A 25,414-nucleotide genomic window follows, 5' to 3' on the forward strand; every position below is an offset into this window, starting at 1 on the left:
GACACATACCTCACTGAAGGAGAAACGGGAGGGAGACCTGCTCAAGGGGCGCGGGGAACTGCGCGACCAGCCACGACGAGACCCGCACGCGCCGGCCGGTCCACGCACCCCCGCCGATCAGGCGACCGGTCACCCCTTGACCGCGCCGGTCAACATGCCCTTCTTGAAGTGCCGCTGCACGAACGGCGACAGCACGGTCACCGGCAGCAACGCCATCACCATCACGGCCATCTGCACGGCGAGCCCCGACAACTGCCCGGTCTTGATCGCCTGCCCCAGCCCCACCGGCGCCTCCTGCTTCTGCACCAGCTGGATCATGACGTTCTGCAGCGGCATCATGTCCTGGTCGTTCAGGTAGAGGGACGCATTGAACCACGCGCTCCAGTAACCCACCGCGTAGAACAGGGTGATGACGGCGAGCACGGCCCGCGACAACGGCATCACGATCTGCCAGAGAATCCGGAAGTCCCCGGCCCCGTCGATCCGCGCACTGTCGATCAGCTCCGACGAGATCCCCATGAAGAACCCGCGCAGCACCAGGATGTTGAAGACACTGATCGCACTCGGCAGGATCAGCGCGAGATAGCTGTCCGTCAGCCCGAGGGTCTGCACCAGCAGGTACGTCGGGATGAGCCCGGCGCTGAAGAACATCGTCGCCAGCAGCACCATCAGGATCCACCGGTGCCCGAGCGAGCCGGACCGCGAAAGCCCGTACGCGCACAGCACGGACACGGTCATCGAGAACGCCGTACCCACCAGCGTGACGAGCACGCTGATGACGGCCGCCCTGGTGACCTGTCCCCCGCTGAGCAGCTCCTGGTAGGCCACGAAGGTGATGCCCTTCGGCACCATCACCAGCCCGCCGGCCTCGTCGATGGTCTTGCGCGAGGAGAGGCTGGTGACGACCACGATCCACAGCGGGAACACGATGGCCAGGCAGGCGAGCCCGAGCACGAGACCTTTGCTCGCCAGCCCCGCCTTCGAGGGCGGCTCCTCCCACACCGGCCGGGGCGGCGCGGCCCACCAGCCGGGCTTCGCCGCGGACTTGCCGACGGCGGGTTCGTCGATGACGGCGGTCATTTCTTGTACACCCCCTGCTCGCCCATGAGATGGGCCACCTTGTTCGCGGCCAGGACGAGACCGATGCTGATGACGCCCTTGATGAGTCCGGCGGCGGCCGCGTAGCCGAAGTCCTGGTTGCGGACGCCGTTCCACCACACGAAGGTGTCGAGCACTTCCGCGGCGCCCGGTCCCACGGCGTCGCGCTGGAGCAGGATCTGTTCGAAGCCCACCGTCAACGCGTCACCGACGCGCAGCACCAGCAGCAGCGCGATCACCGGCCGCAGCGCGGGCAGGGTGACGTGCCACATCCGGCGCCACCGTGAGGCCCCGTCCATGGCGGCGGCCTCGTACAGGTCCGGGCTCACGGACGCCAGCGCGGCGAGGAAGACGATGATCCCCCAGCCGGCGTCCTTCCACACGGACTGCGCGGTGACCAGGAACTTGAAGGTGTTCGGGTCGGTCATGATGTCGAGGCCGTCGTACCCGTGCTGGCGCAGCAGCTGGGAGAGGAGCCCCGCGCCGCCCAGCAGCTGCTGGAAGACCGAGATCACCAGCACCCATGAGAAGAAGTGCGGCAGGTAGAGCACGGCCTGGGCGATCGCCCGCACCCGGGGTCTGACCACGCTGTTGATGAGGAGCGCGAGCAGGATCGGGACGGGGAAGAACAGCAGGAGCTGGAGGAAGAACAGCACCAGCGTGTTCTGGACGGCCGACCAGAAGGACGAGTCCTCGAAGATCCGCTGGAAGTTCTCCAGCCCCACCCAGGGGCTGTGCAGCATGGACACGACCCCGTTGTCGCTGATGTAGGGGTCGTAGTCCTGGAAGGCCACCACGTTGCCGAGGATCGGCACGTAGTTGAAGAGCAGTACCAGAACGACGGCCGGCAGCGTCATCAGGAGCAGGACGCGGTCGCGTCTGAACCTGAGTCGCAGACTCAGCTTTCCCGGACGTGATTTCCGGCTGGAACCGGTGGCGCCGCCGGACGCCACCGGGGTCTTCGCCGTCGAGTCGGCCTCGGTCCTGCTCCGAGGCACCGTGCTGTGGGACACGGCCATTCTCCTTGCCTCGGTAGCGGGTCAGCCGGCCGCGGAGCCGTTCTCGTCGAGGATCTTCTTGTACCAGTCCCGCAGCTTGTCGCCGCCCTTGCTCTTCCAGTCGGAGACGGCCTGCTGCATGTCGCTGATCTTCTTGCGGCCGCGAACGATGTCGTCCTCCAGCTGCTCGAAGTCGTTGGCGAGGTTGGTCCAGCGGTTGGGCTCGGTGATCTGCATGCCCCAGAAGGCGGACTTCTTGGTGAAGGCGCCCATCCGCTGCTCCCACTCGACCTGGGCCTTGGCGACCTCGGGGAAGTCGGGGTGGGCGAGGGTCGCGGCGGGGCTCGCGATCATGACGTAGGCGTTCGCCACGTCGATGTTGCCCTGGTCGGTCTTGGTGGGGACGCCGTCCTTGACGGTGTAGTGGGTGCCCTCCACGCCGTAGTTGGTCATCATGTACTCCTTGGTGCCGTACGGCGCCGCGGTGACGTTGGCGACGGCGAGCACGTCGCGGATGACCGACTCGGAGGCCTTCTTGTTGACGAAGGCGAAGATGCCCGCGGGCTCTTCGGCGTAGATGGTGGGGTTGCCGCCGTCGTGGCCCCAGGCGTCCATGCCCCAGATCTTGAACTCCGGGTTCTGCTGGGCCTGTTCGGCGGTCCGGCCCCACCACTGGGAGATGTTGTTGGGGTAGATGAGGAACTCGCCGGCCGCGAACTTGGGCCCGGGGTCGGGGGCGTTCTTGCCCATCTTGGAGTCGGGGTGGACGACTCCCGCCTCGAACAGCTTGCGGGACCATTCGATCGCCTCGAGGTACTGCTCGGTCTCGATGCGGTTGACCAGCTTGCCGTCGACCATGTCCCACCACAGCGGCTTCTCGCTGCCGGAGAAGACCCCGAAGGCCTGCCAGGCGGTCCACTTCATGTCCAGGCACGCCCAGCGCTTGGCCTTGGCGTTGGTGATCTCCTTGGCCAGGGCCATGAACTCGTCGCAGGACTTGGGTATTTCGTACCCTTCCTTCTCGAAGATGTCCCGGCGGTACAGCGGCACGATGCTGGGGGCCCAGGGCGACGGCATCGGCAGGCCGCGCAGCTTGCCGCCGAAGATGCAGCGCTGCCAGGCCTCCGTCGGGATGGCGGCGAGGTTCGGGTACTCCTTGACCGCGTCACCGGACAGATAGGGGCCGAGGTCGGCGAACTTGCTGATGATGGCGGTGGGGATCTTGCCGTTCATGTTCCAGCCGGGGACGACCACCACGTCCGGGACGTCGCTGGAGGCGAGCACCGCGCCGAGCTTCTGCTCGTAGGTGTTGCCGTCCTGGTTCTGCCAGGCCACGTCGACGCCGATCAGGTCGTTCATCGCCTTGTAGTAGGCGTTGTCGCTCTTGGGCGGGGAGCCCCAGAACGGCGACATGACGGTGACCTTGCCGCCCTTGCCGAGCTTCTCGGGGACCGACGTCTTCAGCGTGGCGAGGTCCAGCTTGCTGGTGAAGCCGACGGCCGAGCCGTTCTTGGAGGGGATGTCCGGCTGCACCACGTTGCTGGCCACGTACGCCGGGAGGATCTTCTTGGCGTCCTTGCTCGACGTGGTGCCGTCGCGCGATCCGCTGTCCGAACCGCCGCAGGCGGCGAGCAGCGGCATCCCCCCGGCCACCGCTGCGGTGGCGACCGCCGTGGAGGCGAGGAAGCTTCTCCGGCTGGGCCCGGAGGAGGCGGAAGCGGCGTTCGGCGTCATTGCGTCAACCCTTCATGGCGCACCAGGACACCCGGCGGTGGAGCCGTCGGCTGCGGTGTCTTGAGTGGAACTGGCTGAGCCGAAGCACTGGTACGACTTCTACGCCTTGCGTAGTCGAAGCGCTTCGATGTTGCTGTGAGGTTAAGTGAAGCCCTGTGGGCGCACAAGGGTCGTTCCCAAGATTCCTCGGAGGTGTTGGAGGCGACCTTTTCTTATGCACCGCTTGAAGTGGCGGTGCCGGTCCCTTGACACCCACCCCCGCCTCGAATGAGCATCGAAGCGCTTCGAAAGCGTGCCGCCGCTCCACTCCAAGGGGAACCCCACGTGACCGCACAGACGCCGCCCATGCTGCCCTTCCGCGATCCGCAACTGCCGTTCGCGAAGCGCATCGACGATCTGCTGTCCCGGCTCACCCTCGACGAGAAGGCCCAGTTCCTGCACCAGTTCGCACCGGCCGTGGACCGCCTCGGCATCGCCGCCTTCCGCACCGGCCAGGAGGCGCTGCACGGCGTGGCGTGGATGGGCCCGGCGACGGTGTTCCCGCAGGCGGTCGGCCTCGGTGCGACCTGGAACACGGATCTCGTACGACGGGTCGGGGACGCGGTGTCCAAGGAGGTCCGCGCGATGCGCGCCGACGACGACCGCGTCGGCCTGAACGTCTGGGCCCCGACCGTCAATCTGCTGCGCCACCCCCTGTGGGGCCGCAACGAGGAGGGTTACTCGGAGGACCCGAAGCTGACCTCCGCGATCGCCACCGCCTACACCCACGGCCTGCGCGGCGACCACCCCACGTACTGGCGCACGGCCCCCGTCCTCAAGCACTGGCTGGCCCACAACAACGAGACGGACCGGGCCACTTCGTCGAGCTCGGTGCGCCCGCGCGTGCTGCACGAGTACGACCTGCGCGCCTTCCGTGAGACGGTCGAGGCGGGCGCGGTGGCCGGGGTGATGCCCGCGTACAACCTGGTCAACGGCCGCCCGAACCACGTCGGTCCGTACCTGCGGGAGCAGCTGCGCACCTGGACGGAGGAGGACCTGCTGGTCTGCTCGGACGCGGGCGCCCCCTCCAACCTGGTCGACTGCGAGCACTACTTCGACACCCACGAGGAGGCCACAGCCGCCTCGCTGCTGGCCGGCGTCGACAGCTTCACCGACCACGGCACGGACAGTTCGCAAATGGTCGGACGGATCAAGAGGGCCTACGAACAGGGCCTGTTGACAGAGGCCGACATCGACACGGCGGTCCGCCGCCAGCTCTCGGTGCGGTTCCGCCTCGGCGAGTTCGACGGTTTCGACGAGCCGGGCGCCCACGACACCCCGGAGCACCGCGCGCTGGCCCAGGAGGCGGCCGAGCAGGCGGTGGTGCTGCTGCGCAACGACGGGGTGCTGCCGCTCGCGCCCGACGCCCGTCTCGCCGTGGTCGGCCTGCTCGCCGACGAGTGCAAACTCGACTGGTACAGCGGCACCCTGATCCACCGGTCCACCCCGCTGGAGGGCGTGTACGAGCGGTTCGGCGCCGATCGCGTGGAGTTCGCGGAGGGCGTGGACCGCGTCCGGCTGCGGACCTCGACCGGCGCCTTCCTCCACGTGCCGGCCGCGGACGCCGGCGGCGAGGCGCGCGGCGCCGAGGGCGCGCTCGACCCGGCGCTGCTCGCGGGCCGCACCGACCTGCCGCCGCTGACCACGGACCCGACCGGTACCGAGCTCGCGCTCGTCGACTGGGGCGGGGGCCTGCTGACCCTGCGCGCCCCCGACGGCCGGTATCTCTCGGTCGCCGAGGACGGCTGTGTGCGTGCCTCCGCCGACCAGCCCGGGGGCTGGGTCGTCCAGGAGACGTTCCGCCTGGAACCCCACGAGAACGGACACCTCCTCAGGCACGTCGGTACGGGTCGCCACGTCTTCGTCGCCGCCGACGGTGTGAAGGTTGCCGACGAGAACCCGGAGATCTCCGAGGCGCCGGAGATCTTCGAGCTGATCATCGCCGAGCGCGGCGCGGACGCGGTGGCCCGGGCCGCCGCCGAGGCGGACGTGGTCCTGGTGGTCGCGGGCAACGACCCGCACCTCAACGGCCGTGAGACCGAGGACCGCACGACCCTCGCGCTCCCCGCCCACCAGGAACGCCTGCTGCGCGCCGCCCGCACCGCCAACCCGAACACCGTGCTGGTCCTGGTCTCGGCCTACCCGTACGCGGTCGAGCCGGGCGCGCTGCGCGCCGTGCTCTGGACGGCCCACGGCGGCCAGGCCGCGGGCACCGCCCTGGCCCGGGTCCTCGCCGGAGACGTCTCCCCCGCGGGCCGCCTCCCGCAGACCTGGTACGCGGACGACGCCGACCTGCCCGACCTGCTCGACTACGACGTGATCGGCGGCCGTCAGACGTATCTGTACTACGAGGGCACCCCCCTGTTCCCGTTCGGCCACGGGCTGTCGTACGCGTCGTTCGCGTACGCGGACCTGGAGTCCCGGGTCGGCGAGGGGGCGTTGCACGTCTCCTTCACGGTCACCAACACCGGTGACGTCACCGCCGACGAGGTCGCCCAGCTCTACACCAGGGCGGTGGACCCGTCGGTGCCGCGCCCGCGCCGCGCACTGGCCGGGCACCGCCGGGTGACGCTGACGCCGGGCGAGAAGGCGGCACTGGAGTTCGAAGTCCCGCTGGCGGAGCTGGAGTTCTGGGACGTGGCGCAGGGTCGCCCGCGTCTGGAACCGGGCCCGTACGACCTGCTGGTCGGCACCTCCAGCGAGGACGTCCGGCTGCGCACGACGGTCGTCCTGGACGGCGAGCCGGGCCGCCCCCGCCCGGTGACCGAACGCGGCCTGGACGGGGCGGACTTCGACGAACAGAGCGGCGCCGAGATCGTCGACCGCACGAAGACGGCGGGCGACGCGGTGACCCCGGCGCCGGACCGGACCGCCGAACTGCTCTACCGCGCCTGCGACTTCGGTCCGGGTGTCACGGAGGTGACGGTGACCGTGGCGGGCGAGGGCACGGTGGAGGTGGCGCTGGACGGCGTCCCGGCGACGGCCGAGCTGTCGCCGCGAACGCCCACGCCGGGACCGTACGACTACGTCACGCTCACGGCGGGGATCACGGCCTCCGGCGTGCACGACGTCCGGCTCAGGCTGCGCGGCCCACTGCGGCTCGCGCACGTCGGCTTCTCCGGTTGAGGGTCCGGAGAAGACCGGCACGAAGAAGGGGCCCGGCACCGGAAGGCATCGGTGCCGGGCCCCTTCAGAGAGCCTACTTGAAAATGGTTCCCATTAGCTAGAGGGGTTCGTCAGAGCGCGAGCCCCGTGAGGACCAGCACCCGCTCGTAGGTGTAGTCGTCCATCGCGAACTTCACGCCCTCGCGGCCCACACCGGACTGCTTGGCGCCGCCGTACGGCATCTGGTCGGCACGGTAGGAGGGCACGTCGCCGACGACCACGCCGCCGACCTCCAGCGCGCGGTGGGCGCGGAAGGCGGCCTGCAGGTCGTGGGTGAACACGCCCGCCTGGAGGCCGTACTTGGAGTCGTTGACGGCCGCGAACGCCTCAGCCTCGCCGTCCACCTTCTGCACGGTGAGGACGGGGCCGAAGACCTCCTCGCAGGAGATCGTCGTGTCCGCCGGTACGTCGGTGAGGACGGTCGGCGCGTAGGAGGCGCCGTCGCGGTCGCCGCCGGTGAGGAGGGTGGCGCCGGCCTCGACGGCCTCCTTCACCCACGCCTCGACGCGCTTGGCCGCGTCCTCGCTGACCAGCGGGCCGACGTCGGTCTTGGCGTCGCTCGGGTCACCGGTGACCTGGGCCTCGACGGCGGCGACGATGCGCGGCAGCAACCGGTCGTACACGGACGCGTCGGCGATGACCCGCTGCACGGAGATGCAGGACTGGCCGCCCTGGTAGTTGGAGAAGGTGGCGATGCGGGTGGCGGCCCAGTCGAGGTCCGCGTCGCTCGCGAAGTCGCCGAGGACGACCGCGGCGCCGTTGCCGCCCAGCTCCAGGGTGCAGTGCTTGCGCGGCACCGAGTCCATGATCGCGTAGCCGACCTTCTCGGAGCCGGTGAAGGAGATGACCGGCAGGCGCTCGTCCTGGACGAGGGCGGGCATCCGGTCGTTCGGCACCGGCAGGATGCTCCAGGACCCGGCGGGCAGCTCGGTCTCGGCGAGCAGGTCACCGATGATCAGGCCGGAGAGCGGGGTGGCCGGGGCGGGCTTGAGGATGATCGGCGCGCCGGCCGCGATGGCCGGGGCGATCTTGTGGGCGCACAGGTTCAGCGGGAAGTTGAAGGGCGCGATGCCGAGCACGACACCCTTCGGGAAGCGCCGGGTGAGCGCGAGCCGGCCCTGGCCGCCGAGGTCGGTGTCGAGGCGCTGCGCCTCGCCGCCGTTGAAGCGCCGGGCCTCCTCGGCCGCGAACCGGAACACGGAGACGGCCCGGCCGACCTCGCCGCGGGCCCACTTGATCGGCTTGCCGTTCTCGGCGGAGATCAGCTGCGCGATCTCCTCGGTGCGCTCGACGAGACGCCGGCTGACGTGGTCGAGGGCGGCGGCACGGACGTGGGCCGGGGTGGCGGCGAACTCGTCGCGGACGGCGTGGGCGGCGGCGACGGCCTCCTCGATCTGCGCGTCGCTCGGCACGCTCACCTTGCCGACGACCCGGCCGTCCCAGGGCGAAGTGACGTCGAAGCTGTCCTCGCCGGTGACCTGGCGGCCGGCGAGCCAGAAGGCGTGGGTGGAAGTCATGTCCCGGCCCTTCCGCGTTGGGGGTGTGCGTTGGCTTTCGGGGTCCACGGTAGGGGCGGGGAGGCGAAGGGGCGTTTATCCGGGGTGGAGTGGTGGGGGGCGGGGGTGTGCCGGTTTGGTGGGGTGAGAGGCGGAACCGTGCCCGGTCGGCGGGGCCGAGCGGGCCGCTGCCCCCGGCGGTCGCGCACGCCGCTGCCCCCGGCGGTCGCGCACGCCGCTGCCCGCCCCCCGGCGTGCGGTGGGCGGGCAGCGGGTGGGTGCCGGGCTCGGGCGGAGCCCCGCGGTCAGGCGCGCTTGAGGCGGACGGCGACCGTCTCGCTGACGCTCACCGGCTGGGCGTAGTCCGGGTCCGTCGCGGTCGCCCGGGCCTCGACCTCGACGTCGCCGCGCTGGAAGGGCACGTCTCCGGTGGGTACGGCCGTCGCGGTCCAGGCCGTCGGGGTGCCCGGCGTGCAGGACACGGACGTGCCGAAGGAACCGCGGATGAGCCGCTGGTTCTTCACCTGGGTGACGTCACCCGACACGTCCACCCGCACCGGCTTGTTGCAGCTCACCGTCCCGTGCAGGGTGGCCTTGCCGTTGAGGGTGCTCGCGGTGCCGTCCAGGGCCACGGCGAGACCGAGGTCGAGCTCCGCGGGCGGGGCCGGGTTGGCGATGTGCACCTCGCCGCGGGCCGCGGTGGTGCCTCCCTCGCAGTGCTGCACGAAGCTGGCGTCGAGCTTCTCCACATAGCCCTGCGGGCCGAACTCCACGTCGGCGATGGTGAACTCGCCGGTGAGCGTGTTGCAGCCGCGCCCGTTGCCGCTGAGGCTCAGCCCCGGCTCGGCCGGCTCGTTGAACGGGTAGCGCGTGGCTCCGGTGTAGGTGCCCGGCGCCAGGGTCTGACCGGACGGCGCCGTGAGGTCCAGGTACCACCAGTCGCCGTTCGCCCCGTCGACGGAGAGGTGGACCCCGTTGCCGGTGGTGTCGGCGGAGACGTTCAGGACGTCCTGGGACGCCGTCGCGTAGGCGTAGGACTGGCCGCCGCTGACCCAGTCGCCCTCGTCGCCGCTGAAGGCGAACGACCCGTCGGTGACGGGCAGGGCCTGCGCCTCGGTGCCGGACAGCAGGCCGGTCGTGCCGGCGGCCATGCTCAGGGTGAGGGCGAGGACGGCCGTGGCGCGGGCCAGGACGCGTGCGGGCGCGCTGATTCTCATGGAGGTTCCCCCCTGCAGACGAAAGTGCCCCGTGGCCGGTGTGAGCGCTTTCCGCGCACCGGCGCAGCGAGTCTGCCAACCAGTGGGGCTCGTGACAACTACGTTTCGGAATACGGCAGTTGTGGCTCAGGCAGACATCTGGGGCCCCGGCGGCCCGCCCTACTCAGGCAGACATCTGGGGCCCCGGCCGCCCGCCCTACTCAGGCGCCGTCGCCTTCAGCGCCAGCCACAGCTCCATCCGCACGTCCGGATCGTCCAGCGACCGCCCGAGGATCTCCTCCACCCGCCGCATCCGGTACCGCAGCGTGTGCCGGTGGACGCCCAGGTCGGCGGCCGCCGCGTCCCACTGCCCGTGCCGGGACAGCCATGCCCGCAGGGACGCCACCAGGTCCCCGCGCCCGGTCGCGTCGTGCTCGTGCAGCGCCCGCAGCAACCCGTCCGCGAACGCCTTCACCGCGTCGTCGGCGAGCAGCGGCAGCACCGACCCGGCCGCCAGCTGCTCGTGCTCCACATACATCCGCCCCCGCCGCCGCGCCACGGACAGCGCCTGCTCGGCCTGCTTGTACGCGGCCCCCGCGGCCACCGGCCCCACCGGCGCCGACACCCCGACGACGACGTCCGCGTCCTCGCCCTGGTCCCCCGCCCGAGCGGCCTCCAGCCCGGCCCCGTACTCCCCGCACTCCCCCGCCGCCGCGCCCCCGTCCGCGGCCAGCACCACCAGCCGTTCCCCCTCCGGCACGACCAGGACGGCCTCCCCGGCCCGCGCCGCGGCCGACTCCACGGCCTCGGCGAGCGCCCCCAGCGGATCACCGTCGGCGCCGCCGTCCGCGGGCTGCCGTACCGAAGAGCCCGCCTCGGCGATCACCATCCGGAAGGGCGCGTCCAGCAGCGCCCCGTACAGATCCCCGGCCACCGCCCGGGCGTGATCCGGTTCGCCCGCCAGCAGCATCCGCAGCACCGCCGCCCCGATCCGCTGCTCGGCGGCGTACAGCGACCGCGAGCGCTCGGTCGTGAGGGTCAGCAGCGCGATCGCGGAATGGACGGCGTACCGCTCGGCCGTACCGAGCGCCGAAGCGGTGCCCACCGCGAGCGCGGCCCGGGGCCGCCGCCCGGTGCCCAGGGAGTGCAGCTCGACGCGGTCCTCGTGCTCGGGACCGGCGACCACCGACGAGGCCGGTGCGGCGCGCTCCCGCAGCCGCTCCACGTCCGCCGTGAGGCGCGCGGCCCGCCGTCCGGCCCACTCGGGCGCGGTGGCGACGACGGCGCCCGAGGCGTCGTACAGCGCGGTCCACCCGTCGACCTGTGCGGCGAGCGCGGCGAGCAGCCCTTCCGGCCCCTCCGCCAGCGCCTGCCTGGTCAGCTCCCGCTGGGCCGCGAAGCCTGCCGTGACCGCCCGGTACTGGTCGGCGGCGATGGCGGCGGAGACGGCTTTGCTGATGGCGAGGAAGGGGGTGCGCCGGGGCACCTCGAGGAGCGGCAGCCCCTCCGCCTCGGCCGCGTCCACGAGCGCCTCGGGGATGTCCTCGTAGTTGACCCCGACCGCGAACCCGAGCCCGACCACCCCGGCGCCGACCAGCCGCTTCACATAGCGCCGCATCGCCTCCGGGTCCTCCGCGTCCAGCTTGAGCGCGGTGATCAGCAGCAGCTCGCCGCCCTCCATGTACGGCACGGGATCGGCGAGCTCACTGACGTGCGCCCAGCGCACGGGGACGTCGAGCCGGTCCTCGCCCGCGCGCACGGTCAGCTTGAGCGCGGTGTGGTGGACGAGCGAGGCGAGGGTGGGAGGCATGGGGGCCTTCAGCGTGGTGGGGGGCGTGAGAGCGGTGTGGCCGTCGTGATCATTTGGCCGCGGTGTATGAACGGCCTGTGCCGATTCTGCCTCACTGTACGGTCCCGCTCAGCCGTTCGGCCCCACCAGCGGTCCGTCGCCGCCCGCTCAGGACCACCGACGGCCCGTGTCAGCCCCTCAGGTCCACCAGCAACGGCGGCGCGTGCTCCCCCTTCACACTGGTCAGCGACAGCACCGCGTGCCCCGGCGGCACCGCGTGCGCCAGCTCGGACGCGGACCAGCGCTCCCGCTCGACCTGGCGGACGGTGACGGCCTCGGTGGTGACGGCCTTGCCGGTGACCAGCTTGCGCAGGGAGTGCATGAGCCGGGTCATCGGCTGGTCCGCGAAGACGGTGTGCTGGGCGACGTCCTTGGTCTCCACCCACTCCGTGCCCCAGGCCTCGGCGAAGCGGCTGCCGTCCCAGGTCGTCACCCCGGACAGGGCCATCCGGCAGCCGACCGCCCCGTACAGCGGCCCGTGCAGGGCCTCGGGGACGTCCGAGACCGAGCGCAGCGCCAGCACCACCCCGGCGTTCTGCGAGCGCAGCCGCTGGATGCGGCGCAGCGACCCGGGGGTGACGGTGCCGGTGGCGTCGTCGAGGACGAGGCTCACGAAGTGGTCGCGGGTGCCTTCCCCCTCCTGGGCGACCCGGGCGAACTGGGCCAGCACCAGCCGGGCGATCAGCCGCGCGGCCTCCTCGTGGCCGTGCCGGGGCAGGTCGATGCGGACCCGCAGCGGGTGGTGGGCGACGGCCCGCAGGGAGAACGGGCGGATCGTGTCACCGCCCGTGCCGAAGAAGCCGTCGAACGCGGGCCGGTCCAGCAGGGCGAGCCGGTCGGCGAGCACCGGGCCGGGGTCCCCGGGGGCGCCGGTCTGCCGGGCGCGGGCGTCGAGCTCGCGGCGCATGGCCGCGTACCGGTCGCCGGCCAGCCGCCCGCGCAGGTCGGCGAGGGCAGCCGGGTCCCCCTCCAGCAGTTCGCGCAGCACGGGCAGGGCCGGGAAGCGGCCGTACGCGGCCCGGTAGGGGCCCAGCAGCTGGGCGAGGGGGCGTACCGCGCGGTCGGCGCCCACGCTGTCGAGGTCACCGGCCAGCGCCTCGGCGAGGAACGCCGCCGCCTCGTCGGGGTCGTCGGCCTCCGCGTAGGGGTCGAGGTCGTGCACGGAGGCGGGGTCGCCGACGCGGACCACCACGTCGTAGGCCGAGTCGGGGCCGAGCGGGGTGCCCGCGCCGCACACCACGACGACGGCGCAGCCGCCGGTGAGTGCCTGGAGGGTCAGGGACTCGGCCACCGGGGCGATCACCTGCCGTGTCTTCCCGGCGCCCGAGGGGCCGACGACCAGCAGCGAGGTGCGCAGGGTCTCCGGTCCGAGGGCGGCGCCGACCCCGCCGTACGCCAGCGGGGTCCGCTCGGCCGTGGCCCACCGGCCGATGCGCACCTGGCCGGTGAGCAGGTCGTGGCGGGCGGCGCGGTGGGCGAGGTCGCGGGCGCCGGAGGGGTGGGTGAAGGCGGCGGCGCCCTGTCGCAGCACCGTGTCCGTGAAGTCGGCGAGCCGGCCCTGGCGCCGGGACCGGGTCCAGCGGTGCTCGATGCGGGCGCAGTCCACGTCGTTCATCCGCCCGGCGAGCAGCTCTGCGGTGAGCAGGTCGGCGGCCTGGTGCTGACCGGCCTCGCGCAGTTCGGGCCAGCGGGCGCGGGGCTGCTCGGTGACGGCGACCGGGTCCTGGCCGTGCGCGGCGCGGCGGCGCTCGGCGAGGCGGGCGCGGAGCAGGGGGAGCCAGGCGCCGAGGCGGGCGAAGGGCCACAGGACGAGAAGGACGACGACCGTGTCGAGCAGTTCCTTGGAGGGCGAGCCGTACACGCCGTACCCGTCGGTGATCAGCACGAGCAGGGAGAACAGCGGGGTGACGACGGGCACCGGGTCCCAGCCGACGACGGGGAAGGCGCCCGGGAAGACGAGGCTGAGCGTGATCAGGGCGCCCAGGGCGGCGATGAGCGCCCGGGCGGGCTGGGCCTTGCGGCCGACGAAGTGCCGGGCGACGACCGCCCAGCCGCCCAGCCGGATCACCAGGTACACGAGCACGGCGAAGGAGAGACCGCTGTAGACCTCCAGCGCCTCCACACCCGGGTACGGCACCGGCCGCCCCGCCAGCTCCTTGGGCGTGGCCAGCGTGCCGCCCCACCACCAGTCGTCCGGGGTGAACAGCCGCAGCACCGTGAACTCGTAGGGGACCTCACCGCGTCGCCAGAAGGACCAGAACACGATCCCGACGACGAGCGGGATCAGCATGCCGGCGACGGTCACCGGGGAGAGCCGCTCCGCCTTGCGGGCCGCCTTCGGCCGCACATACCCGAACCGCCAGATGCCGGGCTCGGCCTCGGGCCGCTTCTCGTTGAGCCAGTTGGCCGTCAGCGTGCCGGGGCTGTGCCCCGGCTGCGGCGGCACCCTCGGCACGTCGGGTGGTCCCGCCGGACGGGGCACCGGGTTCGCATGCGTACCCCGTGTGTCCTGCGTCCCGTCGCTGTCCATCGCCCCTGCTCCCTGACCAGCCGTTCCGTCCACCGTCAGCGGTCAATCTAACGCCCCCGCAAAGGGAGTTCACCGCTTACGCGGCCGAGGGAGGACGACTGCCCGTGCGGCCGGGCACCCACGCACCGTGCGGCGCGGATCGCCGTCCCTGCTGCCACGGCCACGCGGGCGCTATGTCCACCACGGACAATCGGCACCCCTGACACCGCCCACATGGAGCATGCCCACCCCCCGCTCCCCGCCCTAGCCTGCGAGAAAAGACATGAAAGCGTCCACAAGACGTTCGGCAATACCCCGTACGCACACCCCCAGGAGCCCCTCATGAGCGCACTTCCGCAGGAGCGCCGGATCGTCACCGCCATCCCCGGCCCGAAGTCGCAGGAGCTGCAGGCCCGCCGCGTGGCCTCGGTCGCCCAGGGCGTCGGCTCGGTGCTGCCCGTGTTCACCGCGCGTGCGGGCGGCGGCATCATCGAGGACGTCGACGGCAACCGGCTCATCGACTTCGGTTCCGGCATTGCGGTGACCAGCGTCGGCGCCTCCGCCGAGGCCGTCGTACGCCGCGCGAGCGCCCAGCTCGCCGACTTCACCCACACCTGTTTCATGGTCACGCCGTACGAGGGGTACGTGGAGGTCGCCGAGGCCCTCGCCGAGCTGACCCCCGGCGACCACGCCAAGAAGAGCGCCCTGTTCAACAGCGGCGCCGAGGCCGTCGAGAACGCCGTCAAGATCGCGCGTGCGTACACCAAGCGCCAGGCCGTCGTCGTCTTCGACCACGGCTACCACGGCCGTACGAACCTCACCATGGCGCTGACGGCGAAGAACATGCCGTACAAGCACGGCTTCGGCCCGTTCGCCCCCGAGGTCTACCGCGTGCCGGTCGCCTACGGCTACCGCTGGCCGACCGGTGCGGAGAACGCCGGTCCGGAGGCCGCCGCGCAGGCCATCGACCAGATGAGCAAGCAGGTCGGCGCCGACAACATCGCCGCGATCATCATCGAGCCGGTGCTCGGCGAGGGCGGCTTCATCGAGCCCGCCACGGGCTTCCTGCCGGCGATCCGCCAGTTCGCCGCCGACAACGGCATCGTCTTCGTCGCCGACGAGATCCAGTCCGGCTTCTGCCGTACCGGTCAGTGGTTCGCGTGCGAGGACGAGGGCATCGTCCCGGACCTCATCACCACCGCCAAGGGCATCGCGGGCGGTCTGCCGCTCGCCGCCGTCACCGGCCGCGCCGAGATCATGGACGCCGCGCACGCCGGTGGCCTCGGTGGCACCTACGGCGGCAACCCGGTCGCCTGCGCCGGTGCGCTCGGCTCCATCGAGACGATGAAGGAGCTCGACCTCAACGCCAAGGCGAAGAACATCGAGGCGACCATGAAGGCCCGCCTCGGGGCCATGGCCGAGAAGTTCGACATCATCGGTGATGTCCGGGGTCGCGGCGCGATGATCGCCATCGAGCTGGTCAAGGACCGCGCCACCAAGGAGCCGAACCCGGAGGCGACCGCCGCCCTCGCCAAGGCCTGCCACCAGGAGGGCCTGCTGGTCCTGACCTGTGGCACCTACGGCAACGTGCTGCGCTTCCTGCCCCCGCTGGTCATCGGTGAGGACCTCCTCAACGAGGGCCTCGACATCATCGAGCAGGCATTCGCCCGCATCTGAGGAGAAGCCTGGGCGAAAGCCTGCGTGCGAGCCTGCGCTGAAGCCTGAGGGGAACCACATCTTTCACAGCCGCCCCTGCCCTTTGAACACAGGGGATTCCGGGTCTGGGGCGGCCGACGGCAGAGGGTGTGAAGAAGGTGTGCGAGGTGCATGGCAGGAGTCGATTCCGGCTGTCGTACCCCCACTCGCTGCCGTAGGTTCTACCCAGATGAGAGATACACCCCGCCCACAGGGGACTGTGGGCGACATCAGGCCGGGGCCTCCCCAGCTTCGACCTGGTCGTGCCCTCGCGCACACAACCGGGGCCTCCGGCTCCGGATCTCCTCACCGATCGGACGGTCACGCGCCCCAAACCCCCCGGGGCGCGCGACGATCCGGTCCGGACGGCCGCCCCGGAACCACCCCCCCTGTTCCGGGGCGGCCGACCTCCTTCTTTCTCCTCCTCCTTCTCGGGCTTCCGGCCCTCCTCTTCGCGCTGATCACCTGGCAGGTCGTGGCCGACGGCCCCCTGCTCCGCCTGGACGAGCGCGTCAGCCGCGCCCTCCTCCACCCGGACCGCGCCTCCGAACTCCTCGCCGACCTGGGCAACATCCAGGTCGCGGTGCCGATCCTCGCCGTCGCCCTCGGGTACGTCGCCCTGCGCGCCCGCCGTACTGGTGCAGACCGTTGGTGGGCGGAGCCCGCCGCGGCGGCCGTGCTGATGGCGCTGGTGCCGGTGGTGATCATCCCGCTCAAGGACCTCACCGCCCGCCACGGCACCCATGTCATGCCGCCCGGCCCCGGCTACTACCCCTCGGGACACACCGCCACGGCCGCCGTCGCCTACGGCTCCGCGACCCTGCTCCTGCTGCCGTGGCTCACCACCGGCCGGGCCCGCCGCGCCCTCGTCGCGCTCTGCGGCCTCGCCGTGCTCGGCGTCTCCTTCGGTCTGGTCCGCCGCGGCTACCACTGGCCACTGGACGTCGTCGCCAGCTGGTGTCTGTGCGCGGTGCTGCTCGGGTCGCTGTGGCTCTTCCTCGGCCGGCGGCGACCGTACGGGCCCCGCGGCGCTAACCGGCCGGACCCGCGGCAACGACCCAGCCCTTCCGCGGAACGGCCCTGACCAGCCCGCGTTCCCTCAGGAGCTTGTAGGCGCGCTCAGCGACCCAGGCGGCGACGCCCTCCGACGCGGCGAGCTTCCTCGGGCCGGGCAGCGGTTCGCCCGGGAGCATCAGGCCCGCCGTGATGTCGGCGCAGATACGGTCGGCCAGCCGGGTCCAGCTCTCCTCGGGGCGGCCGTTGTACGTGTCGTTGTACCGGGGCCGCTCGGCCCTGATGGCGCGGCGCTCCGCCTCCTCGGCATCGGCCGGGTACTCGATCCTGATCCCGATGACGTCGGGTCCCCAGGGCTTCTCGCGCAGGTGGGTGCGGACACGGGTGAGCGGGCAGGCCGAGATGCCCACGTACAGCAGGCCCTCGGGTCCGTAGAGGCGGTACAGCGCCGTCCCGCGTCCCGCGTACAGGCTGCCTTCCTCGTCGAACAGGCCGCGCAGGAACTGGCTGTCTATGTCGGTCATACGGCCCGGCTCCTTCGCCTCGTCAGGATTCCGGCCGTATCAAAGTAGTGGGCTGGAGGCGGCCCGGGGCAGCCTCTGCGAACAGTCGTCCGCGTCGGCCGCACGGGCGGCCGACGAGATGCCGGACACGACACGTCAGGGGACGTCACGGTGTCGCGGTGTGCCGTCGGGAAGGGGGAGTGCGACAGCTCGCGCGACGGTGCGTCCGTCGGCGGTCAGCGCTCGTCGTCCGTGGCCAGCCCTGCCGCCGCCTCGTGCATCGCCAGTTCGAGCAGTGCCGGGTCGGTGAGGGTGCCGGAGCCGTCGGGCGGGACCAGCCAGCGGACCCCGCCGGTGGACCGGCCGGGATACGGCACGACGATCCAGGTGCCCGCACCGGCCGTGCGGATACCGGTGCCGACCCAGCGCGCGGCCGTGCCGGGCGGCACGAGGAAGCCCATCCGCGCGTCACCGAAGTCGACCAGCACCGGACCGGTTTGGTCGATGATGCGGGTGAGGACGTCGAGCGTGGGATAGCCGAGCTCGCCCGGCAGGATCAGTACGTCCCAGGCCTTGCCCGCGGGCAGCAGCGCGACCCCGAGGGGGTTGCGCTCCCATTCCCACCGGCAGGCCTCGGGATCCGGAGCCACGGATGCCAGCCACTCGACCGCCGTCTTCGCCCCAGTCATGAGGAGACCTCCCTTTTCTGCGTGGACGCGTACACGGATCGCGTCACGAGGGAGAGGGAGGTCCAGGGCGGGCATTACGCGGGTTCCGGCACCCTTTTGGAGTGAACCGGATCACATCCGGGGCAGGTCAGCTGTCGAAGCCCAGGCCCAGCCGGTCCATGGCCTTCAGCCACAGGTTGCGCCGGCCGCCGTGCGAGTCCGCCCGTGCCAGCGACCACTTGGTCAGCGCGATGCCGGTCCAGGCGAACGGCTCCGGCGGGAACGGCAGCGGCTTCCTGCGGACCATCTCCAGGCCGGTCCGCTCGGTGGTCTCCCCCGCCAGCAGGTCCAGCATCACCTCCGCGCCGAACCGGGTCGCGCCGACACCGAGGCCCGTATAGCCCGCCGCGTAGGCGACGTTGCCGTGGTGGGCGGTGCCGAAGAACGCCGAGAAGCGCGAGCAGGTGTCGATTGCGCCGCCCCACGCGTGGGTGAAGCGGACGCCCTCCAGCTGCGGGAAGCAGGTGAAGAAATGGTCGGCGAGCTTGGCGTAGGTCTCCGGCCGGTCGTCGTACTCGGCGCGGACCCGGCCGCCGTACGGGTAGACCGCGTCGTAACCGCCCCACAGGATGCGGTTGTCGGCCGAGAGTCTGAAGTAGTGGAACTGGTTGGCCGAGTCCCCGAGTCCCTGCCTGTTCTTCCAGCCGATCTCCTTGAGCTGGTCGTCGCTCAGCGGCTCGGTCATCAGCGCGTAGTCGTAGACCGGGACGGTGTACGCGCGCACCCGCTTGACCAGGTTGGGGAAGATGTTGGTGCCGAGCGCCACCTTGCGGGCCCGCACCGAGCCGTAGGGGGTGCGTACGGCCATGCCGGCGCCGTACGGCTTCAGCGTCAGGGCCGGGGTGTGCTCGTGGATCCGGACGCCGAGGGCGAGGCAGGCCCGCTTCAGCCCCCAGGCGAGCTTGGCCGGGTTGAGCATGGCGACGCCGCGGCGGTCGTACAGGCCGGCCTGGAAGGTGGGCGAGTCGACCTGCTCCCGGACCGCCTCCGCGTCCAGGAACTCCACGCCCTCGGCGAGACCCTGGCGCTGCATCTCCTCGTACCAGTCGCGCAGTTCCCACGCCTGGTACGTCTCGGTCGCGACGTCGATCTCGCCGGTGCGCTCGAAGTCGCAGTCGAGGGAGTAGCGGGCGACCGCCTTCTCGATCTCGTCGAGGTTGCGGGCGCCCAGCTCCTCCAGCTTGTGGATCTCGTCCGGCCAGCGGGTCAGCCCGTTGGGCAGCCCGTGGGTGAGGGAGGCGGCGCAGAAGCCGCCGTTGCGGCCCGAGGCGGCCCAGCCCACCTCACGGCCTTCCAGCAGGACCACGTCCCGCTGCGGGTCGCGCTCCTTGGCGAGGAGCGCGGTCCACAGTCCGCTGTAGCCGCCGCCGACGACCAGCAGATCGCAGGTCTCGGGGCCGGTGAGGGCGGGCTCGGGGTGGGGCTTGCCGGGGTCGTCCAGCCAGTACGGGACCGGCTGGGCTTCAGAAAGTGCCTTGATCGAATGACTGCCACGGCTCATGGCGCTTGGGGCCATGATTTCAACTCCCTACAGGGGGTGTTCCGGAAAGGCTTATGCCTTTTGCTTGTTACGGCGATGGGTGACGACCATAGAGGTCAGGACGAGCAGGACGGCGACCAGGAACATGGCCGTACCGATCACGTTGATCTGAACGGGCGTGCCGCGCTGCGCCGAGCCCCAGACGAACATGGGGAAGGTGACGGTCGAGCCCGCGTTGAAATTGGTGATGATGAAATCGTCGAAGGAGAGCGCGAAGGCGAGCAGCGCGCCCGCCGCGATGCCGGGAGCGGCGATCGGCAGGGTGACGCGGACGAACGTCTGGAACGGGCCCGCGTAGAGGTCCTGGGCCGCCTGTTCCAGCCGCGGGTCCATCGACATCACACGTGCCTTCACCGCCGTCACGACGAAGCTGAGGCAGAACATGATGTGGGCGATGAGGATCGTCCAGAAGCCCAGCTGGGCGCCCATGTTGAGGAACAGGGTGAGCAGCGAGGCGGCCATGACGACCTCGGGCATCGCCATCGGCAGGAAGATCAGCGAGTTCACTGCGCCGCGGGCGCGGAACCGGTAGCGGACCAGCGCGAAGGCGATCATCGTGCCGAGGATGGTGGCGCCGATCGTCGCGAACGCCGCGATCTGGAGGCTGATCGACAGCGAACCGCACATGTCGGCGACGCCGCACGGATCTTTCCAGGCGTCCGTGGAGAACTGCTGCCATTCGTAGTTGAAGCGCCCCTTCGGTTTGTTGAAGGAGAACACCGTGACGACGACGTTCGGCAGCAGGAGATACCCGAGCGTCAGCAGTCCCGCGATGACGACGAAATTGCGCTTGAGCCAGTTGACGAAGGCCATTTAAACCAGATCCTCCGTCCCGGACTTACGGATGTAGACGGTGACCATCACGAGAATGGCGGCCATGAGGATGAAGGAGAGCGCCGCCGCTGTCGGGTAGTCCAGAATGCGCAGGAACTGCGACTGGATGACGTTTCCGACCATGCGGGTGTCCGTCGAGCCGAGCAGATCGGCGTTGACGTAGTCACCGGCCGCCGGGATGAACGTCAGCAGCGTGCCGGAGACGACGCCCGGCATCGACAGCGGGAAGGTCACCTTGCGGAACGTGGTGACCGGCTTGGCGTAGAGGTCGCCGGCCGCCTCGTGGAGGCGGGTGTCGATGCGCTCCAGCGAGGTGTACAGCGGCAGGATCATGAACGGCAGGAAGTTGTACGTCAGACCGCAGACCACCGCCAGCGGGGTGGCCAGCACGCGGTCGCCGGTGGTCCAGCCGAGCCAGCTGGTGACGTCCAGGACGTGCAGCGAGTTCAGGGCGCCGACGACCGGGCCGCCGTCCGCGAGGATCGTCTTCCAGGCGAGGGTGCGGATCAGGAAGCTGGTGAAGAACGGCGCGATCACCAGGATCATGATCAGGTTCCGCCAGCGGCCCGCCCGGAAGGCGATGAGGTACGCGAGCGGGTAGCCGAGGATCAGGCAGAGGATCGTCGCCGAACCGGCGTAGAGGATCGAGCGCAGGTACTGCGGCCAGTACTCGGACAGCGCGTCCCAGTAGGTGGCGAAGTGCCAGGTGACCTTGTAGCCCTGCTCCAGGGAACCGGTCTGCACGGACGTGGAGGCCTGGTAGACCATCGGCAGCGCGAAGAAGACGATCAGCCACAGCATGCCGGGCAGCAGCAGCCAGTACGGCACGAGCCGGCCCCGCTGGCGCGGGGGCTTCTTCTCCGGTGCCGTCGGGGCGAGAGGCGGCGGCGCCTCGGTGAGCGTCGCCATCAGGCCGCCGCCCCTTCCTCGACACCGGCGAAGCCCTCTGTCCCTGCAAGCAGGGACTGAGCGGCGTCGAGGCCGAAGGTGTGGGCCGGGCTCCAGTGCAGGACGACGTCGGCGCCGGGCACCAGCCGGGAGTCCCGCTCGATGTTCTGGACGTAGACCTCGAACTCGGGGCAGACCGCGCTGTCGATGCCGTACTGGGTGGAGACGCCGATGAAACTGCTGTTGGCGATCTTGCCGGTGATGCGGTTGCGGCCCTCGGGGATCTCGCCCGCGTCGTCGGCGTGGGTGAGGGAGATCTTCTCCGGGCGGACGCCGACCAGCACCTTGCCGCCGGTCGTGGCGGGCGCCGAACAGCGCGACTCGGGCAGCACGAGCTTGCCGCCACCGGCCTTGAGGACGATGTCGTCGCCGTTCTTCGTGTCGACCTCGGCCTCGATGAGGTTGGAGGTGCCGAGGAAGTTGGCGACGAACGTGGTCTGCGGGTTCTCGTACAGGTCGGTGGGCGAGCCGAGCTGCTCGACGCGGCCCGCGTTCATCACGGCGACCGTGTCGGCCATGGTCATGGCCTCCTCCTGGTCGTGCGTGACGTGCACGAAGGTGATGCCGACCTCGGTCTGGATGCGCTTGAGCTCCAGCTGCATCTGGCGGCGCAGCTTGAGGTCGAGGGCGCCGAGGGGCTCGTCGAGGAGGAGCACCTTGGGGTGGTTGATGAGCGCGCGGGCGACGGCGACGCGCTGCTGCTGGCCGCCGGAGAGCTGGTGCGGCTTCTTGCGGGCCTGCTCACCGAGCTGGACGAGGTCCAGCATCTCCTCGACCTGCTTCTTCACCGACTTGATGCCACGTCGGCGCAGACCGAAGGCGACGTTCTCGAAGATGTCGAGGTGCGGGAAGAGGGCGTAGGACTGGAAGACCGTGTTCACCGGCCGCTTGTACGGCGGCAGGTGGGTGACCTCCTGGTCACCGAGGAACACGGTGCCGGTGGTCGGCTCCTCAAGGCCCGCGATCATCCGCAGGGTGGTGGTCTTGCCGCAGCCGGAGGCGCCGAGCAGGGCGAAGAAGGAGCCCTGCGGCACGGTCAGGTCCAGCGGCTGCACGGCGGTGAAGCCGTTGTCGTACGTCTTGCTGATGCCCGAGAGGCGGACGTCCCCGCCGGTTTCGTTCTTGTTCGTCACGGTGGTCACGCCCCAGTCAGCTTCGCGAACTTCTCTTCGAACTCGGTCTCTTCCTTCGAGCTCAGTGAGCGGAAGGCATGGGACTTCGCGGCCATGGCCTTGTCCGGGATGATCAGCGGGTTGTTCGCCGCATCCGCGTCGATCTTCTCCAGCTCGGCCTTCACCCCGTCCACGGGCGTCACGTAGTTGATGTACGCGGCGAGCTCGGCGGCCGGCTGGGGCTCGTAGTAGAAGTCGATGAGCCGCTCGGCGTTGGTCTTGTGCCGGGCCTTGTTCGGGATCAGGAAGTTGTCGGTCGACGTCATGTATCCGCTGTCGGGGATCAGGAAGTCGATGTCCTTGCTGTCCGCCTTCAGCTGCACGACGTCACCGGCCCAGGCGATGCAGGCCGCGAAGTCGCCGCTGGTCAGGTCGGAGGTGTAGTCGTTGCCGGTGAAGCGGCGGATCTGGCCCTTGTCGACGGCCTTCTGGATGCGGGCGACCGCGGCGTCGTAGTCGTCGGCGGTGAACTTCCCCGGGTCCTTGCCCATGTCGAGCAGCGTCATGCCGATGCTGTCGCGCATCTCCGACAGGAAGCCGACCTTGCCCTTGAGCTTGGGGTTGTCGAGGAGGTCGGAGACCGACTTCACCTCCACGCCGTCCAGCGCCTTCTTGTTGTAGGCGATGACGGTCGAGATGCCCTGCCAGACGTACGAGTAGGCGCGTCCCGGGTCCCAGTCGGGGTTGCGGAACTGGGCCGAGAGGTTGGCGTAGGCGTGCGGCAGGTTGGAGGCGTCCAGCTTCTGGACCCAGCCGAGGCGGATGAGCCGCGCGGCCAGCCAGTCGGTGAGGACGATGATGTCGCGCCCGGTGTCCTGGCCCGCCGCAAGCTGCGGCTTGATCTTGCCGAAGAACTCGACGTTGTCGTTGATGTCCTCGGTGTACTTGACCGAGATGCCGGTCCGTTTCCTGAACTGGTCGAGCGTGGGGTGGTGTTTCTCGCTCTCGTCCACGTCGATGTACTCGGTCCAGTTGGAGAAGTTGACGACCTTCTCCTTGGCCGAGTGGTCCTCCGCGGAGACGCCGCCCTGGGTGTTGCCCGCCGCGGGGATGCCGCAGCCGGTCAGCGCCCCGAGGCCGCCGACCGCGAGCGCGCCGCCCGCGGAGGCGCGCAACAGGGACCGCCGGGTCATGGCGGCCCGGCCATTGCGGAAGCTGCGCCGCATGGCGGCCACTTGGGCCGGGCTCAGGCGGTCGGGCTCGTACTGCTCCATGCGCGTGGTGCCCTTTCGGAAGTGGTCGGCCGCGGGTCGGGCGGCCTGATTCTCCACCCGGCGGTAGCCGGAAATCGACTACGTCCGGTCCCCGAAGATCGTGCGGTGCCAGTCCTTCCTGGCGACCGCCGTATTGTCGAACATGACGTGCTTGATCTGGGTGTACTCCTCGAACGAGTACGAGGACATGTCCTTGCCGAAGCCGGACGCCTTGTACCCGCCGTGGGGCATCTCGCTGATGATCGGGATGTGGTCGTTGACCCACACACACCCGGCCTTGATCTCCCGCGTCGCCCGGTTCGCCCGGTACACGTCCCGGCTCCACGCGGAGGCCGCGAGCCCGTACGGGGTGTCGTTGGCGAGCGCGATCCCCTCGTCGTCGCTGTCGAAGGGGAGGACCACGAGGACCGGTCCGAAGAGCTCGGACTGCACGATCTCGCTGTCCTGGGCGGCGTCCGCCACCAGGGTGGGGCGATAGTACGCGCCGTTCTTGAGATCCCCCTGAGGAGCCTCGCCACCGGTGACCACGCGCGCGTAGGCACGCGCACGGTCGACGAAGGCGGCGACCCGGTCCCGCTGGACGTGCGAGATGAGCGGTCCGAGGTCGGTGCCGACGGCGAAGGGATCGCCCAGCCGGACGGTCTCCATCAGCGCCGCCGTCTTCTCCACGAACGCCTCGTAGAGGGGCCGCTGCACGTACGCGCGCGTGGCGGCCGTGCAGTCCTGGCCGGTGTTGATGAGCGCGCCCGCGACGGCGCCCTGGACGGCCGCCTCCAGGTCCGCGTCGTCGAAGACGACGAAGGGCGCCTTGCCGCCGAGTTCGAGATGGATGCGCTTGACCGTGGCGGTCGCGATCTCAGCGACCCGCTTCCCCACCGCCGTGGACCCGGTGAACGAGGTCATGGCGACGTCGGGGTGGCCCACGAGATGCTCACCGGCCTCCTTGCCCGTCCCGGTGACGATGTTGATCACACCGTCGGGGATGCCGGCGTCGGTGGCGGCCTGCGCGAAGAGCAGCGAGGTGAGCGGGGTGAGCTCGGCGGGCTTGAGCACGATGGTGTTGCCCGCGGCGATGGCCGGGAGGATCTTCCAGGCGGCCATCTGGAGGGGGTAGTTCCAGGGCGCGATGGAGCCGACGACGCCGATGGGTTCGCGGCGGACGTACGAGGTGTGGTCGCCGGAGTACTCACCGGCGGACTGCCCCTGGAGATGCCGTGCGGCGCCGGCGAAGAAGGCGGTGTTGTCGATCGTGCCCGGGACGTCGAACTCCCGCGTCAGCTTCAGCGGCTTGCCGCACTGGAGCGACTCCGCGCGGGCGAAGTCCTCCGCGCGTTCGGCGAGCACGGCGGCGAACCGGTGCAGGGCGTCCGAGCGCTCGCCGGGGGTGGTAGCGGCCCAGCCGGGGAAGGCGTCACGGGCGGCGGCGACGGCCGCGTCCACGTCCGCCGGGCCGGCGAGTTCGTAGGTGTAGACCTCCGCGCCGGTCGCCGGGTCGACGACCGCGTGCGTCCGTCCCGAGGTGCCCTGGGTGAGGCGGCCCGCGATGAACTGCGCGCCGGCCGCGAGGCGCTCCTGGGCCGGGAACCGGTCCGAGGTGTCCGTGGTGCCGGGGGGTTCCGGGGTGGCGTTGCCCGGGTTGTGCATGTCGCTCGCTCTCCTCCGCCGCCGGCCCGTGTTCACAG

The 25,414-nt window shown here is 70.8% G+C and carries 18 protein-coding genes; 3 read left to right on the forward strand and 15 right to left on the reverse strand.

The genetic code is table 11. The features are described from left to right. Positions 1–129: 129 nt before the first annotated feature. From DI272_RS13815 to DI272_RS13825, 3 genes are read right to left on the reverse strand one after another with little or no spacing between them, the layout of a single operon-like run. Positions 130–1,080, reverse strand: a complete 951-nt coding sequence (locus DI272_RS13815) for a carbohydrate ABC transporter permease (protein WP_109495671.1) — start codon at positions 1,078–1,080, stop codon at positions 130–132. Further along, positions 1,077–2,111: a sugar ABC transporter permease gene (locus DI272_RS13820; RefSeq protein WP_109500826.1), complete on the reverse strand. Its 1,035-nt coding sequence runs from the start codon at positions 2,109–2,111 to the stop codon at positions 1,077–1,079. The genes DI272_RS13815 and DI272_RS13820 overlap by 4 nt, the downstream gene beginning before the upstream one ends. A gap of 27 nt (positions 2,112–2,138) precedes the next feature. Continuing rightward, the gene (locus DI272_RS13825) at positions 2,139–3,830 is read right to left on the reverse strand and encodes an extracellular solute-binding protein (RefSeq protein ID WP_109495672.1); all 1,692 of its coding nucleotides are present in this window, start codon (positions 3,828–3,830) and stop codon (positions 2,139–2,141) included. Between the two features lie 324 nt (positions 3,831–4,154). Between DI272_RS13825 and DI272_RS13835 the strand changes: the two genes are divergently transcribed. Continuing rightward, positions 4,155–6,995: a glycoside hydrolase family 3 C-terminal domain-containing protein gene (locus DI272_RS13835; RefSeq protein WP_109495673.1), complete on the forward strand. Its 2,841-nt coding sequence runs from the start codon at positions 4,155–4,157 to the stop codon at positions 6,993–6,995. A 110-nt stretch (positions 6,996–7,105) separates the two neighbouring features. On the opposite strand, the gene DI272_RS13840 is transcribed toward DI272_RS13835, so the two are convergent. The 4 genes from DI272_RS13840 to DI272_RS13855 form a co-directional block, all read right to left on the reverse strand. Beyond that, positions 7,106–8,551, reverse strand: a complete 1,446-nt coding sequence (locus DI272_RS13840; RefSeq protein ID WP_109495674.1) for an aldehyde dehydrogenase family protein — start codon at positions 8,549–8,551, stop codon at positions 7,106–7,108. A gap of 284 nt (positions 8,552–8,835) precedes the next feature. Further along, positions 8,836–9,747, reverse strand: a complete 912-nt coding sequence (locus tag DI272_RS13845) for a hypothetical protein (RefSeq protein WP_109495675.1) — start codon at positions 9,745–9,747, stop codon at positions 8,836–8,838. Positions 9,748–9,943: 196 nt separating this feature from the next. Further along, positions 9,944–11,536, reverse strand: coding sequence for a PucR family transcriptional regulator (locus tag DI272_RS13850; RefSeq protein WP_109495676.1), 1,593 nt, complete (start codon positions 11,534–11,536; stop codon positions 9,944–9,946). Between the two features lie 169 nt (positions 11,537–11,705). Continuing rightward, a complete protein-coding gene (locus tag DI272_RS13855) occupies positions 11,706–14,105 on the reverse strand; it encodes an ATP/GTP-binding protein (RefSeq protein ID WP_109495677.1) in 2,400 nt (799 codons plus the stop codon). A gap of 321 nt (positions 14,106–14,426) precedes the next feature. Between DI272_RS13855 and gabT the strand changes: the two genes are divergently transcribed. Together gabT and DI272_RS13865 are read left to right on the forward strand one after the other, a co-directional pair. Further along, positions 14,427–15,761, forward strand: coding sequence for a 4-aminobutyrate--2-oxoglutarate transaminase (gabT, locus tag DI272_RS13860; RefSeq protein ID WP_109495678.1), 1,335 nt, complete (start codon positions 14,427–14,429; stop codon positions 15,759–15,761). A gap of 238 nt (positions 15,762–15,999) precedes the next feature. After that, a complete protein-coding gene (locus DI272_RS13865; protein ID WP_258314885.1) occupies positions 16,000–16,863 on the forward strand; it encodes a phosphatase PAP2 family protein in 864 nt (287 codons plus the stop codon). Here DI272_RS13865 and DI272_RS13870 read toward each other — a convergent pair. The 8 genes from DI272_RS13870 to DI272_RS13905 all read right to left on the reverse strand — a co-directional run bounded on the left by DI272_RS13870 (position 16,811) and on the right by DI272_RS13905 (position 25,376). Continuing rightward, positions 16,811–17,317, reverse strand: a complete 507-nt coding sequence (locus tag DI272_RS13870; protein WP_109495680.1) for a GntR family transcriptional regulator — start codon at positions 17,315–17,317, stop codon at positions 16,811–16,813. The two genes, DI272_RS13865 and DI272_RS13870, sit on opposite strands and share 53 nt — an antisense overlap. Before the next feature lie 215 nt (positions 17,318–17,532). After that, positions 17,533–17,985 carry a hypothetical protein gene (locus DI272_RS13875; RefSeq protein WP_109495681.1) on the reverse strand — a complete coding sequence of 151 codons (453 nt, stop codon included), beginning with the start codon at positions 17,983–17,985 and terminating at the stop codon, positions 17,533–17,535. A gap of 127 nt (positions 17,986–18,112) precedes the next feature. Further along, positions 18,113–19,540 carry an FAD-binding oxidoreductase gene (locus DI272_RS13880; protein WP_109495682.1) on the reverse strand — a complete coding sequence of 476 codons (1,428 nt, stop codon included), beginning with the start codon at positions 19,538–19,540 and terminating at the stop codon, positions 18,113–18,115. A 36-nt stretch (positions 19,541–19,576) separates the two neighbouring features. Next, the gene (locus DI272_RS13885; protein ID WP_109495683.1) at positions 19,577–20,377 is read right to left on the reverse strand and encodes an ABC transporter permease; all 801 of its coding nucleotides are present in this window, start codon (positions 20,375–20,377) and stop codon (positions 19,577–19,579) included. Then, a complete protein-coding gene (locus tag DI272_RS13890; RefSeq protein WP_109495684.1) occupies positions 20,378–21,307 on the reverse strand; it encodes an ABC transporter permease in 930 nt (309 codons plus the stop codon). Next, positions 21,307–22,488 carry an ABC transporter ATP-binding protein gene (locus DI272_RS13895; RefSeq protein WP_109495685.1) on the reverse strand — a complete coding sequence of 394 codons (1,182 nt, stop codon included), beginning with the start codon at positions 22,486–22,488 and terminating at the stop codon, positions 21,307–21,309. The genes DI272_RS13890 and DI272_RS13895 overlap by 1 nt, the downstream gene beginning before the upstream one ends. Then, on the reverse strand, positions 22,485–23,732 hold the full coding sequence (locus tag DI272_RS13900) for a spermidine/putrescine ABC transporter substrate-binding protein (RefSeq protein WP_109500827.1): 1,248 nt from the start codon (positions 23,730–23,732) through the stop codon (positions 22,485–22,487). The genes DI272_RS13895 and DI272_RS13900 overlap by 4 nt, the downstream gene beginning before the upstream one ends. A 78-nt stretch (positions 23,733–23,810) precedes the next feature. Further along, positions 23,811–25,376 carry a gamma-aminobutyraldehyde dehydrogenase gene (locus DI272_RS13905; protein ID WP_109495686.1) on the reverse strand — a complete coding sequence of 522 codons (1,566 nt, stop codon included), beginning with the start codon at positions 25,374–25,376 and terminating at the stop codon, positions 23,811–23,813. Positions 25,377–25,414: the final 38 nt, after the last annotated feature.

Origin of the sequence: Streptomyces sp. Act143 (assembly GCF_003143935.1) — a bacterium.
Lineage (GTDB): Bacteria > Actinomycetota > Actinomycetes > Streptomycetales > Streptomycetaceae > Streptomyces.